Source organism: Haloactinopolyspora sp., assembly GCF_027324685.1.
GTDB lineage: Bacteria > Actinomycetota > Actinomycetes > Jiangellales > Jiangellaceae > Haloactinopolyspora.
Genome location: NZ_DAHVSH010000017.1, coordinates 1 through 13548, shown reverse-complemented (window position 1 = coordinate 13548; position 13548 = coordinate 1). Strand labels below are relative to the sequence as shown.

General features: G+C 69.2%; 12 protein-coding genes. 6 read left to right on the top strand and 6 right to left on the bottom strand.

Annotated features, from left to right (window positions below; all coding sequences use genetic code 11):
* The first annotated feature begins 123 nt into the window (after positions 1–123).
* From M6444_RS02630 to M6444_RS02615, 4 genes are read left to right on the top strand one after another with little or no spacing between them, the layout of a single operon-like run.
* Entirely contained in the window at positions 124–561 is a 438-nt protein-coding gene (locus M6444_RS02630; protein ID WP_298322781.1) for a hypothetical protein, read from the top strand.
* 16 nt (positions 562–577) lie between these two features.
* Positions 578–1045 carry an SRPBCC family protein gene (locus M6444_RS02625; RefSeq protein ID WP_298322778.1) on the top strand — a complete coding sequence of 156 codons (468 nt, stop codon included), beginning with the start codon at positions 578–580 and terminating at the stop codon, positions 1043–1045.
* The gene (locus tag M6444_RS02620; protein ID WP_298322776.1) at positions 1042–1977 is read left to right on the top strand and encodes an ROK family glucokinase; all 936 of its coding nucleotides are present in this window, start codon (positions 1042–1044) and stop codon (positions 1975–1977) included. Before M6444_RS02625 ends, M6444_RS02620 begins: the two co-directional genes overlap by 4 nt.
* Positions 1974–2663: an endonuclease/exonuclease/phosphatase family protein gene (locus M6444_RS02615; RefSeq protein WP_298322772.1), complete on the top strand. Its 690-nt coding sequence runs from the start codon at positions 1974–1976 to the stop codon at positions 2661–2663. Before M6444_RS02620 ends, M6444_RS02615 begins: the two co-directional genes overlap by 4 nt.
* Positions 2664–2682: 19 nt before the next feature.
* Here the strand turns inward: M6444_RS02615 and M6444_RS02610 are convergent, their stop codons facing one another.
* Both M6444_RS02610 and M6444_RS02605 read right to left on the bottom strand, forming a co-directional pair.
* Positions 2683–3165, bottom strand: coding sequence for a hypothetical protein (locus tag M6444_RS02610; protein ID WP_298322768.1), 483 nt, complete (start codon positions 3163–3165; stop codon positions 2683–2685).
* Positions 3166–3169: 4 nt separating this feature from the next.
* Positions 3170–3940, bottom strand: coding sequence for an alpha/beta fold hydrolase (locus tag M6444_RS02605; RefSeq protein WP_298322766.1), 771 nt, complete (start codon positions 3938–3940; stop codon positions 3170–3172).
* A gap of 65 nt (positions 3941–4005) precedes the next feature.
* Between M6444_RS02605 and M6444_RS02600 the strand changes: the two genes are divergently transcribed.
* Positions 4006–4776 (top strand): lysophospholipid acyltransferase family protein, encoded by a 771-nt coding sequence (locus tag M6444_RS02600; protein WP_298322763.1) that lies wholly within the window; start codon positions 4006–4008, stop codon positions 4774–4776.
* A 53-nt stretch (positions 4777–4829) separates the two neighbouring features.
* On the opposite strand, the gene M6444_RS02595 is transcribed toward M6444_RS02600, so the two are convergent.
* The 4 genes from M6444_RS02595 to M6444_RS02580 all read right to left on the bottom strand — a co-directional run bounded on the left by M6444_RS02595 (position 4830) and on the right by M6444_RS02580 (position 10892).
* Positions 4830–5990, bottom strand: coding sequence for an osmoprotectant NAGGN system M42 family peptidase (locus tag M6444_RS02595; RefSeq protein WP_298322760.1), 1161 nt, complete (start codon positions 5988–5990; stop codon positions 4830–4832).
* A 77-nt stretch (positions 5991–6067) separates the two neighbouring features.
* On the bottom strand, positions 6068–7810 hold the full coding sequence (ngg, locus tag M6444_RS02590; RefSeq protein ID WP_363326215.1) for an N-acetylglutaminylglutamine synthetase: 1743 nt from the start codon (positions 7808–7810) through the stop codon (positions 6068–6070).
* 101 nt (positions 7811–7911) lie between these two features.
* On the bottom strand, positions 7912–9723 hold the full coding sequence (locus M6444_RS02585; protein ID WP_298322754.1) for an N-acetylglutaminylglutamine amidotransferase: 1812 nt from the start codon (positions 9721–9723) through the stop codon (positions 7912–7914).
* Positions 9724–9734: 11 nt separating this feature from the next.
* The gene (locus M6444_RS02580) at positions 9735–10892 is read right to left on the bottom strand and encodes a trypsin-like serine protease (protein WP_298322751.1); all 1158 of its coding nucleotides are present in this window, start codon (positions 10890–10892) and stop codon (positions 9735–9737) included.
* A gap of 229 nt (positions 10893–11121) precedes the next feature.
* Between M6444_RS02580 and valS the strand changes: the two genes are divergently transcribed.
* Positions 11122–13548 (top strand): valine--tRNA ligase (gene valS, locus M6444_RS02575; protein WP_298322748.1); only part of this gene is annotated, 2427 nt, incomplete at its 3' end.

Sequence of the window (13548 nt, the reverse complement as noted above, 5' to 3'; positions counted from 1 at the left end):
GTTGCGACGAGTTCCGAAGTGCCGCTAGTGACCGGGATTCGAGACGCCACGGGTGAAATCTGCGTTTTCACGTCCTGACCGGGTCGGAAACGTCGTGAATTCAGCGAAGTAGAGTGAGCGACCATGAGCAGGCCGGCCGTCGACGTCATGGACTGCACGTTCGTGGTCGCCGCGCCGGCCGAGGTGGCCGCCCGGATCGCGCAGGCCGACGTGTGGCGTGTGTGCTGGCCGACCCTGCGGTTGACGGTGACCGAGGACCGCGGCGTGGAAGGAATCCGATGGCGCGTCGACGGCGAGGTCCGCGGAAGCGGGGAGATCTGGCTGCAACCGTGGGGCGACGGCGTCCTCGTGCACTGGTTCCTGCGCGCCGAGCCGGCGCGTGCCGCCACGAGCCCGCGCCGGACCAGACGGATCCGCGAACGCCTCGTTCGCACCTACAAGGCCGGCATCCACGAGTTGAAAGACCGGATGGAACTCGGCCGCGCGGTCGGGGCGCCTCGGCTCGCGCGAGCCGGACGGGGCCGGACGGCCCGCACCGACGCGGGGTCGGCGGCGCGGTGATGGCAGACTTCATCTCATGGCTGCGCAGACCACGTCGAGTATCGTGATCGCCGCCCCTCCGGCGCAGATCATGGCCGTCATAGCCGACCTCGAGGCGTACCCGGAGTGGACGGCGTCGGTGCGTGAAGTCGAGATCCTGACGGTGTACGAAGACACCGGCCGTCCGGGTGAGGCGAGATTCGTGCTGGACGCGGGGCCGATCAAGGACACGTACACGTTGTCCTACGAGTGGGACGGCGACGAGGAAGTTCGCTGGCACCTCGTCGAAGGTGGCATGATCAAGCAGCTGGAAGGGGCGTATACCCTCGCCGTGACCGAGTCCGGCGCGTCGACCGAGGTCACCTACCAGTTGACCGTCGACGTGGCCATCCCGATGCTCGGCATGATGAAGCGCAAAGCCGAAAAGGTGATCATCGACACCGCGCTGAAGGAGCTCGACAAGCGCGTGGCGGATCGCCGTGACCAGTACGGAGAACCGGAGTGAGCCTGACCATCGGCGTCGATGTCGGCGGCACGAAGATCGCTGCAGGGGTGGTCGACGAGAAGGGGGTCATCGGTCAGCGAGTACGCCGCACGACTCCGTCCGAGGACCCTGCGGCGATCGTGGCGACCATCGTCGCGGTGATCAACGACCTCGCCGACGGCCATGAGGTGGACGCCGTGGGCGTCGGGTCGGCCGGCTTCGTCGACTCCGGGCGGTCCAAGGTCATGTTCGCGCCGAATCTCGCCTGGCGCGACGTGCACGTTCGCGATCAGGTCGCCGAGGCGACCGGGCTGCCCACGGTCGTCGAGAACGACGCGAACGCCGCCGCGTGGGGTGAGTTCCGATTCGGCGCCGCCGAGGACGTCGACGACATGGTGTTGCTGACCATCGGCACCGGGGTCGGCGGTGGAGTCGTGCTGGGCGGGGAGATCTACCGGGGTGCGCACGGCGTAGCCGGCGAGATGGGCCACCTGCGGGTCGTCCCGGACGGCCACATCTGCGGTTGCGGGCTCAAGGGCTGCTTGGAGGCCTATGCCAGCGGTACGGCGCTGGTGCGCGAAGCCCGCACGGCGGCGAGCCTGCCCTCAGCGGCGCGGATTCTGACGCTGGCCGGAGGCGATCCGCAGAGCATCACCGGGCCGATGATCACCGCAGCTGCCGCCGAAGGCGACGACCTGGCCATCGTGCTCCTGACGCAACTGGCTCGCTGGCTGGGTGAGGCGATGGGATCGTTCACGGCGCTGTTCGACCCGGCGGTCTTCGTGCTCGGCGGCGGCGTCTCCGCGGCCGGGGACCTGTTGCTCGCGCCGGCCGAGGAGGCACTGCGCAAGCAGATCACCGGACGCGGATTCCGTCCTGAACCCGAAGTCCGCCTGGCCACCCTCGGCAACGACGCCGGCATCTGCGGCGCGGCCGACCTCGCGCGAAAGTGACGGCCCCGGTCACGCGCCTGCGGGTGCTCTCGTACAACATTCACGGCCTGCGCGACGACGCCCACGCGGTCGCGCGCGTGCTGCGTGCGGCCGACGCCGACGTGGTCTGCCTCCAGGAAGCGCCGAAGTTCCTCGCGTGGCGCGGCCGGTGTGCCGCGCTGGCGCGGCGCAGCGACCTGCTCTACGCCGGGGGTGGCGGGACGACCGGGGGGACGGCGCTGTTCACGTCGATCCGCGTGGACGTGCGTGAGGTGCAGGAACACCAGCTACGCCGTACGCCCGGGCTCACCAAGCGGGGCGTCGTCATCGCGCGGCTGGCCAAGAACGGCGTGGAGTTCTCCGCCGCGTCGATTCACCTGGGCCTCGACCCGGCCGAGCGTGCCCGGCACCTGACCGACATCACCGGGTTGGTCAACCGGCTCGGGCTGGCGACCACCGTCATCGCCGGCGACATCAACGAGAAGCCGGACGCGATGACCTGGGCCCGCCTCGTCACGCAGTACACCGACGCCGCAGCCGGTGACGACACGCCGACGTTCTCGGCGACGAATCCGCGCCGCAAGATCGACGGCATCTTCGTCCGCGGCGGCATCGAGGTGGAGTCCGCGCGCGTCGTGGATTCCCCGGACGTGCGAGCCGCCAGCGATCATCGTCCCGTCGTCGCCGACCTCGTCCTGACCGGGTGAGCGTTCGACGTCGGCGCTCTCAGAGCACGGCGCCGTTGTCGGGGTCGTCGGGGTGGTGCCCGCGCATCCGGGCGATCAATGTGACGAAGCCCAGGATGAACGCCGTCACCGCGAACAGCAGGAACTCCTCCGGCGGGGTCCACGGCAGCGCGGTGACGCCGACCAGGCTCACCGGGCCGAAGATCACGCCGGCCCACGCCAGCCGCGACACGCGGTCGCCGCGGGGAATGGGCGCCGGCGGCGGCGGCACGAAATGGTCGTGGTCGTCAGCGTGGTCCTGTGGGGTCTCCGGGCCCGGCTCCGGGGACACCGGCCCCAGCGGCCGCCCTTCGGTGGCGAGCGAGCCGAGCGTCACCGATGCATCGTCGTAGCCGTCGAAGTGGTCGTCGTCGGGGCTGAGATTCTCCGCGGCGGGCCAGCGTCCCTGTGATTCGCCGGAGTCGGGGGAGGCGTGGAAGGCATCGACCAGCTCGGCCCACGTGCTGTCGTCGTCTCGGGTCATGTCGTCAGATCCGGCTCCCCTTCGTGACTCGCTCGATGAACGCGGCCGAGCCGTCGAAGATGGCCGGAGCGTCGTAGTCGAGAGTGGCGACGTGGTAGCTGCGATGCAGGGTCTGTTCGGTGACATCGGCGGAGGAGACACCGGACAAGATGATCGGCGCTCCCGTCGCGTCGACGACATGGTCGTTCGTGCTGCGATAAAGCAGCACCGGCTGGGTGATCACGGCGAGGTCGCGTATTACCAGTCTCCACATCTGGGTCTGCGAATACAACGCTTGCAGGGGAGTGCGGTCGTAGGCGTGCTCGTCCTGGCCGGGCCGGGCGATGTCACCGCCGATGGCCCCGACCGAGCCGACGAACAGGCGCAGCAGCGGCAGCGCGACGAGCCGCCGGTCGCTGCTGGCGACGGCGGGGTTGACCAGGACGAGCCCCTGGACCAAGGTGCTGTGCTCCTGCGCCAGGCGCAGGGCGAGGCAGCCGCCCATCGACAGTCCCGCCACCACGACGGCGGCACACCGTTCGGCGAGGTCGAGGAGCGACCGTTCGACGCAGCGATACCAGTCCGGCCACGCCGTACGGTTGAGGTCCTGCCAGGTCGTGCCGTGCCCGGGTAACCGCGGCAGCTCGACGCTGTAGCCACGTTCAGCGAGGTCATCGGCCCATGGGCGCATGGACGCCGGTGATCCGGTGAAGCCATGGCACAGCAGGACGCCGACGCGCCCGCCGACGTGCCGGAACGGTTGCACCGCGGTGGTCACCTGGGCCTCGGACCGCATCGCGTCCTCCGTCCTCCTCGTCGAATCGGCCGAAACGGCCGAAACCAGCATCGTCCCATGGTGCCGTGTCCGGTGGGCAGGGCCTGCAGGCGGTACGGAACCGGCTCGTTTCGCTGTATCGTGCCGACGTGCTCTATTGGCTGATGAAGAGCGTGCTCCTCGGCCCCATCCTGCGGCTGGTCTACCGGCCGTGGGTTGAGGGCGTCGAGAACGTTCCGAAAGAGGGGGCGGCCATTCTCGCCGGCAACCACCTGACCGTCGTCGACTCGTTCTTCCTGCCCGTGATGATCGAGCGCAAGGTCAGCTTCCTGGCGAAGAGTGACTACTTCACCGAGAAGGGGATCAAGGGCTGGTTCAAGCGGCGATTCGTCGGCGGCACCGGGCAGGTTCCCGTCGACCGCTCCGGTGGCCGGGCGAGTGAGGCGGCTCTGAACGCCGCGCTGAAGGTACTGGACGAAGGGGAACTGTTCGGGATCTACCCGGAGGGGACGAGGTCTCCGGACGGCCGCCTGTACCGCGGCAAGACCGGGGTGGCGCGGATCGCCTTGAAGGCCCAGGTCCCAGTGATCCCGGTCGCGATGATCGGTACCGCGGAGATGCAGCCGGCCGGCCGGGTGATCCCGAAGATCATGCGCCCGGGGATCCGCTTCGGCGCTCCGCTGGACTTCAGTCGCTATTACGGCATGGAGAACGACCGCCACGTCCTGCGCTCGGTGACCGACGAGATCATGTATGCGCTGATGGAGTTGTCGGGGCAGGAGTACGTCGACGTCTACGCCTCCACCGTCAAGGCGAAGCTCGGCGCCGCCGGGCGCCGTGACGAGAAGTCGGACTGACCGGGCGCTGGCTCCGGCGGTGGGCGGGCCCAGCGGCGACCTCAGTGGCGACCTCAGTGCCGGCCCGGGTACGAGTCGGGCTCCGGCTCGGCGGGCTGCACGCTGTGGCTCGGAAAATCCTCGAGCGCACCGGTGGGCGTGTCGTCCCAGTCGCTGAACGTCAGCGGACTGCGCAGATACGCGGTGAGGAATTCGGCGGTACGACGGATGCCGTCGAGGTGGGTGCGTTCGTGTCCGTGGCTGGACTCCACCCCGACGCCGATGAGCGCCGCACGGCACTCCAGCCCGGACTCGATGGCCGGTGCCGCATCGGAGCGATAGAAGCGGAACACGTCGCGCCGGTACGGCAGGCCGACGGTTTCGCACAGGCCGATCAGCCGCCTGGTGAGGTGGTAGTCGAACGGCCCGGTGGAGTCGAGCATCGCGATGTTGACGACGTCTTCGCGTGACTCCTGGCCCTCGCTGACGACCGCGTTGTCGACGGCGACGAGTTCGGCGACGTTCTCGTCGAGCCCGTGAGTCGCGCCCATGCCCACTTCCTCGCCGATGGTGACCAGCAGATGCGCGGTGACGGGGAGGTTGGAGCCGTCTTCGACCAGCGCCTTGAGCGCAGCCAGGCACGCTGCTACGCCGGCCTTGTCGTCGAGGTGGCGGGATTTGACATACCCGTTGGGGGAGATCTGCGGCGCTGCGTCGATGGCCACGAAGTCGCCGACGTGCAGGCCGAGGTCCTCGAGGTCGGCGCGGCTGTAGACGGGCTCGTCCAGCCTGATCTCCACTTGATGCCAGCCGACACCCTGGGTGTCGACGGCGTCGCCGTAGTTGTGCCCGCTGGACAGCAGCGGCAGCACGGTCCCGGTGTGGATGCGCGTCAGATCGTCGGTGAAGACGGTGACGTGCGCGCCCTCGGCGAACCTGGCGCTGTGGGTGCCGATCGGGACGACTTCGAGCCGGCCGTCGTCCTTGAGCCGTTTGATCATGCAGCCGATGGTGTCCGCGTGGACGACGACGGCGCGGCTGGTGTCTTCCACTCGGCCGGTCAGCGTGGCGCGCAGGACGCCGCGGCGGGTCAGGCGCATCGGGAGACCGAGGTCCTTCAGGTGATCGCCGATGATCTGCATGACGGCGTCCGTGCGGCCCGACGGGCTGGGGGTGCGCAGCAGTTCGAGCAGGACGTCGCGCAGGTACTCCTCGTCGATCGGCAGGTACTTCATGGAGACAGCCTCGCACGTCGGAGGGTGTAGCGACGACGTGGGGAGCAAGTCGCCACGAAGAGTTGCGAATCGGCAGGTCAGGTCGACGCGGACGAGCCGGGTGGTGCGGGATTCCACGCTCGGGGGGCCGACCGCGTCGCGGGGAAGAGCAGATCGACGAACGCCGCGGCCGTCGGTTGAGGCTCGTGGTTGGCCAGCCCGGGACGCTCGTTGGCCTCGATCAGCACGTAGTCGGGCTCGTCGGGGGCGGCGACGATCATGTCCAGGCCGGTCACCGGGATGTCGATGGCGCGACTGGCCGCGACGGCCGCCTGCGCGAGAGCGGGATGCAAGCTCGCGGTGACGTCGTGGATCGTGCCTCCGGTGTGCAGATTGGCGGTGCGGCGTACTCGCAGCGCGACGCCGTCGGGCAGAACCGAGTCGAGGTCGTAGCCGGCTTCGGCGATGGTGTCGATGGTGACGTCGTCGAGCGGGATGGTGGACTCACCCCCGGTCGCGGCCGAACGGCGGCGGCTGTGCGACTCGATCAGCTGGGCGACGGTGTGCCGACCGGTGCCGTACACCGTCGCGGGACGACGGATCGCTGCGGCGATGACCTCGTGCCCGATCACGATGATGCGCAGGTCTTCACCGGTGACGCACTGCTCGATCAGCACGTCCACGCAGTACGACCGGGCGAACTCGATGGCACGCTGCAAGGCGTCGGCATCGCGGACCCCGACGGTGATGCCCCGGCCCTGCTCACCCCGCGCGGGCTTGACCACCACCTCGCCTACCTCGGCCAGCAACGCGCGATCGGCTTCCTCGTCACCGGCCAGCTGCCCGCGTGCGATGTTCAACCCGGCCCGCTCGAAGATCCGGCGTGTGGCCAGTTTGTCGTCGCAGCGGCTCATCGCGACCGCGGTGGTCAGCTCCGACAGCGACTCCCTGGTGACGATGCGGCGACCGCCGTGAGTCAGGCGTATCTCGCCGCTGTCGACGTCGGTGGTCTCGACGTGAATGCCCCGCCGGCGGGCTTCGTCGGCGATGATGCGGGCGTACGGGTTGAGCTCGGCGGACTCCGCGACCGGCTCGGCGACGAACAGCGGCTCGTTGATCGGGTTCTTGCGTTTGACCGAGAACACCGGGACGCGGCGGAAGCCCAGCTTCTTGTACAAGCGGATCGCGGGGTCGTTGTCGTGGATCACCGACAGGTCGAGGTGGTTGCGACCGCGACCGATGTAGCGCTCGGCGAGTACGCGAACGAGCGCCTCGCCGACGCCGGGCAGCGTGGACTGGGGGTCGACGGCCAGGCTCCAGAGGCTGGCGCCGTTGTCCGGGTCGTCGAAGGCGATGGTGTGATCGATGCCGGTGACCGTGCCGACGATGTCGCCGGTGTTGCTGTCTTGGGCGACGAGGTAGGTGAACGTGCGGGTGCGCTGGTTGGCCCACATCAGCTCCGGCGAGGCGGTCACCATGCCGTGCGCGGTGTAGATGCGGTTGATCTCTTCGGCATCGGCCAGCTCGCTCATCGCCCGCACGAACACTCCAGGCACCAGGTTGCGCCGAGGCCGGTAGCGGTGCAGCTCGAGGCGGTAGGTGAGCGACGGGTCGATGAACAACTCGTCCGGCGCCTGGGAGATGAGCACGTGCGGATCGGCGACGTACATGGCGATGTCGCGCCGGCCCTCCTCCTCGGCACCCAGCAGGCTGATGATGTCGAACGGCTCGTCGAAGGTCTGGGCGAACACGAGCCTGCCCCACCCGCAGTCGACCACGACGTCGCGCTTCATGTCCCGGACCAGATGCTCCGGGGTCTCTTCCCAGGGACGGGTCCACAGCGGCTGACGGGGTTCGGGTTGCAGCCGCCGGCGGAAGTCCGCCGGTGTTCGCGACGTGCGGGGTGCCTCGTTGCTGTCCTCGACGCTGCGGTCGTCGCCGTTCACCTGGTGCCGCCCTCCCCGGGCAGGTGCGTTTGTAACCACATCTCGAGCAGTCCGAGCTGCCAGAGACGATTGCCCCGCAGCGGGGTCAGCTCGCCGTTGGGGTCGGCGAGCAGGCGGTCGACGTATTCGGAACGGAACAGGCCGCGGTCGCGGGCCGGGGCCGAGTGCAGCGCGTCGCGGACCCGATCGAGATAGCGCCCGCGCAGGTACTTCAACGCCGGCACCGGGAAGTAACCCTTCGGACGGTCGATCACCGCGTTCGGAATGACCCGCCGGGCAGCTTCTTTGAGCACGCCCTTGCCGTCCTGGGCGAGCTTGAGCTCGGGCGGGCAATGTGCGGCGAGCTCGACGAGCTCGTGGTCGAGGAACGGCACACGAGCCTCGAGGCCCCAGGCCATCGTCATGTTGTCCACCCGCTTGACCGGGTCGTCGGTCAGCATGATCTGCGTGTCGAGGCGCAGCGCGGCGTCGACGGCGGTCTCGGCGCCCGGACGGCGCATGTGGGCGGTGACGAAGTCGAGGCTGGCCGGGCCGTCGGTCAGGTACTCCGGCGCGACGACCTCGGCCATCCCGGCGTGGTCGCGGTCGAAGAAGGCCGCGGCGTAGCGCTGGACGGCGTCGCCGCGCTCCGCGCCGTGCAGCGGCGGGTACCAGTGATAGCCGGCGAACACCTCGTCGGCGCCCTGCCCGGACTGGACGACCTTGACGTGCTTGCTGACCTCCTTGCTGAGCAGGAAGAACCCCACGGCGTCGTGACTGACCATGGGTTCGCTCATGGCGGCGATGGCGTCTTCGAGCGCGGGCAGCATGAGGTCTTGGCCGATCCGGATCTGGTGGTGCTCGGTGGCGTACTCACGAGCGATGATGTCGGAGTACTTGAACTCGTCGCCCTCCTCGCCGCCCACGGCCTCGAAGCCGATGCTGAAGGTGTTCAGCCCGCTCTGGCCTTCCTCGGCCAGCAGGCCGACGACCAGGCTGGAGTCCACACCGCCGGACAGCAGCACCCCGACGGGGACGTCGGCGACCAGGCGCCGGCGCACCGCGATCCGCAGCGACTCCAGGACGGCTTCTTCCCAGTCGGTGGAACTCCAGGCGGCGCGCTGCGGGTCGCGGACGAACGGCGGGTCCCAGAACACGCGCTCGCGGCTGCTGCCATCGGGCTCGATCACGCGCACGGTGGCCGGCGGCAGCTTCCGCACGCCACGCAGGATGGTGTGCGGCGCCGGGACGACGGCGTGCCAGGACAGGTAGTGATGCAAGGCGACCGGGTCGATGCTGGTGTCGAGGCTGGCATCGGCGGCACCGGCGCGCACCAGCGCCGGCAGGGTGCTGGCGAAGCGGAGCCGGTCGGCGGTTTCGGCCAGGTACAGCGGCTTGATGCCCAGGCGGTCGCGGGCCAGGACGAGCCGGCCGGAATCGCGTTCGTGAACGGCCAGGGCGAACATGCCGACGAGGTGGTCGACGAACGACTCACCCCAATGGTGGTACGCCTTGACGACGACCTCGGTGTCCGAAGCGGAGAAGAAGCGGTAGCCGTGCGCGGCGAGCTGCTCGCGTAGCTCCCGGTAGTTGTAGATGCAGCCGTTGAACACGATGGTCAGGCCGAGCTCGGCATCGACCATGGGCTGATGTCCGTGTGGGGAGAGGTCGATGATCGACAGCCGCTGGTGGCCCAGGGCCAGCGAGCCGTGCGCGTAGGCACCGGAATCGTCCGGGCCGCGAGCGTGCATCGCATCGCACATCGTGCTCACCGCCGCGAGGTCGGCCGGGCGGTTGTCGAATGTGTACTCGCCGGAAAGACCGCACATATGGTTCGACCCTACATGCCTCGGGCTCCTCGCCGCCCGGACGAAGATCCAGCCGCTGCCTTCTCGGGCGCCCCGAAAACGGTCACGGTGACCGTCGCCGGCGCCGAATCGGTGTGGCCGTCGTTGGCCACGTACGGCATGGTCGCGGTGCCCTCGAACCGGGGCGGCGGCGTGTAGGTGAACGTGGTCTGCGTGTCGTCGTCGCTGGTCACCTCACCCACGGTGGCGGGCATGACGTCGAAGGTGAGGTCGTCGCCGTCCGGATCGTCGGCACTCGGCGTGATCCGCACCGGAGTAGCGCGCGTGGTCTCGACCCGGACGTCCGCAGCCTCGGCGGGTGCGTTCTCGCCGGCGGCCACAGCGTGAATGGCCGAGGCGAACGCGCTGACCTGGGTGTAGACACCGGGATAGCCGGGTTGTGCGCAGCCGAGCCCGTGACTGACGATGCCGACCTGGATGAATTCGCCGGCCTCGTCCCGGCGGAACATCGGTCCGCCGGAGTCACCCTGGCAGGCGTCCACACCGCCCTCGTCGAGGAACCCGGCGCATATTTCCTGCTCCGGGACGAATTGATCGCCGTAGGCCGCAGCGCAGTCGGTGTCGCTGACGAACGGGACCTCGGCCTTCTGCAGCAGTGGACTGCCCGTGCCGGCGCCTTCCTCGGTGTCGCCCCACCCGGCGATGGTGAACTCGCCGTCGTCGTAGTCGCGGGTGGGGGCGATGGGCAGGGGGTCGATTCCGTCCACCTCGTCCTGCAGTTCGACCAGCGCCCAATCCGTGGGGATGCCCGAGAAATTGCCGGAGTAGGCGTACTCGGACTCGTAGCCGACCAGGTCGCCCTCGAGATCTGCAGAGCCGAAATAGGCCGTGATGCTGGTCGTCGGCCCGGTGCCCTGGACACAGTGGGCCGCGGTCAGAACGACGTCAGGTGCGTACAGCGAGCCCCCGCAGGAGTGGGCGCCGTCGGGCGTGACAACGGTGAGATAGGCCACGAACGGGAACTGTCCCTCGTCGGCGGGCTCGCCGCCGATGATGCTCGGCTCGACTGTCGTCGTCGGTCGTGGTTCACCGGTGGCGGGCTCGGCTGCGCCGGCCAGCCCGGCACAGCCGAGCACGACCGCCACCACGACGGCGAGCATCCGGCCGGCAGTACGTGGGTGGTGCCTCACGTGATCTCCCTTTTCCTGGCTTCGTTCCCGGGGTCGGTCGAATCGGTGCGGACGCTACCCGGCGTCCGCCGCACACGGGGCCCACTCGGCGATACCGCCGGATACGAAAGGACTCGCCCAGAATGCGACGACCACTTCTGTGAGCAGGCACGATGATGACGACGCGGTGTGTGGCGAGCCGGGGCGGAAGGCGCGACGACGCCCGCCGCGCCGGACTAGAATCAGCCGGGTGACCGAACGCGAAACCCCTACTCGGGCCCCCATCGTCCCCGCGAAACCGACCGTCGACGGGCTCGAGGACGTATGGGTCAAGCGGTGGGACGAGGCGGGGGTCTACTCCTTCGACCGCACCCGCCCGCGCGATGAGGTCTACTCCATCGACACGCCGCCGCCGACCGTCAGCGGCTCACTTCACGTGGGGCACGTGTTCTCATACACCCACACCGACGTGGTGGCGCGCTACCAGCGCATGCGGGGCAAGTCGGTGTTCTACCCGATGGGTTGGGACGACAACGGTCTGCCGACCGAGCGGCGCGTGCAGAACTACTTCGGCGTGCGCTGCGATCCGTCGCTGCCGTACGACGAGAACTTCCAGCCACCGCAGCGGCCGGGCAAGAACCAGGTACCGATCTCGCGGGGCAACTTCATCGAGTTGTGCGAGCGGCTCACCGTCGAGGACGAACGGGCGTTCGAGGAGCTCTGGCGGCGCCTAGGGCTGTCGGTGGACTGGTCGCACACGTACCAGACCATCGACGCCCGTGCCCGCCGGACGTCGCAGCGTGCGTTCCTGCGCAATCTCGCTCGGGGCGAGGCCTATCTGGCTGAGGCGCCGACGTTGTGGGACGTCACCTTCGGCACGGCGGTGGCCCAGGCCGAGCTCGAAGACCGGGAACGCCCGGGCGCGTATCACGACATCGCCTTCCAGCGGCCCGGCGCCGACGATCCGATCGTCATCTCCACCACTCGGCCGGAACTGCTGGCCGCTTGTGTCGCCCTGGTGGTGCACCCTGACGACGAGCGATACGCCGCGGTTGTGGGCTCGAGTGTGCGCACCCCGGTGTTCGGGGTCGAGGTGCCGGTGGTGGCTCACCACCTGGCCGACCCGGACAAGGGCACCGGCGCTGCGATGATCTGCACGTTCGGCGACACCACCGACGTCACGTGGTGGCGCGAGCTGTCGCTGCCGACCAGGCCCGTGGTCGGCCGGGACGGCCGGTTCGTACGCGAGACGCCGGCGTGGATCCCGACCGAGCAGGGGCGCGCCGCGTGCGCTGAGCTGGCCGGTGCGACCATGCACACCGCCCGCGAGCGGATGGTCTCGCTCCTGCGCGAGGCTGGCGCGCTGCAGGGCGAGCCTCGGGCGATCACGCATCCGGTCAAGTTCTACGAGAAGGGCGACAAGCCGCTCGAGATCGTCACCAGTCGGCAGTGGTACCTGCGCAACGGCGGCCGCGACGCCGAGCTGCGCGCGCAGCTGATCGAGCGCGGACGTGAGCTGAACTGGTATCCCGCACACATGCGGGTGAGGTACGAGAACTGGGTCGGCGGGCTCAACGGCGACTGGCTGATCAGCCGGCAGCGATACTTCGGTGTGCCGGTCCCGGTGTGGTACCCGCTCGACGGCAACGGCGAACCGCGTTACGACGAACCGATCGTCCCCGACGACGCCATGCTGCCGATCGACCCCGGCTCCGACACCCCGCCCGGGTATTCGCCGGAGCAGCGCGGACGCCCCGGCGGCTTCGTCGGCGACCCCGACGTCATGGACACCTGGGCGACGTCGTCGCTGAGCCCACAGATCGCCGGTGGCTGGGAGCACGACGACGATCTGTTCGCGCGGGTGTTTCCGATGGATCTGCGCCCGCAGGCGCACGAGATCATCCGTACCTGGCTGTTCTCGACGGTCGTGCGTGCTCACCTCGAGCACGGGGTGCTGCCGTGGCGCAACGCGGCCATCTCGGGTTGGATCCTCGACCCGGACCGCAAGAAGATGTCAAAGTCGAGAGGCAACGTCGTCACGCCGATGGACCTGCTGCAGCAGTACGGCGCCGACGGCGTGCGGTACTGGGCGGCCGGTGGCCGTCCGGGCGCGGACACGGCGTTCGACACCGGGCAGATGAAGGTCGGCCGCCGGCTGGCGATGAAGATCCTCAACGTCAGCAAGTTCGTGCTCGGCCTGGCCGAGGCCGGTGGTGCAGGCGACGTGACGCGCCCGCTCGACCAGGCGATGCTCGCGGCCCTGGCCCGTACGGTCGGCGTGGCGACCGAGGCGCTGGACGCTTATGACTACACCCGTGCGCTCGAGTCCGTCGAGCGGTTCTTCTGGGATTTCTGCGACGACTACGTCGAGTTGGTCAAGGCACGGGCCTACGGCGAGAGCGGCGACGCTGAAGGCGCGCGCTCGGCCCGCGTGGCCTTGCGCCTGGCGTTGTCGGTCCTGCTGCGGCTGTTCGCGCCGTTCCTGCCGTTCGCGACCGAGGAGGTCTGGTCGTGGTGGCACGAGGAAGGGCAGTCGGTGCATCGCGCACGCTGGCCGGAGCCCGCGGAGTTGACCGACGTCGTGGGAGCCGAGGCTGACGCCGACACCTTCGGCACGGCCTCGGAACTGATCGGCTCGGTGCGGCGGGCCAAATCCGAGGCACAGCTGTCGATGCGT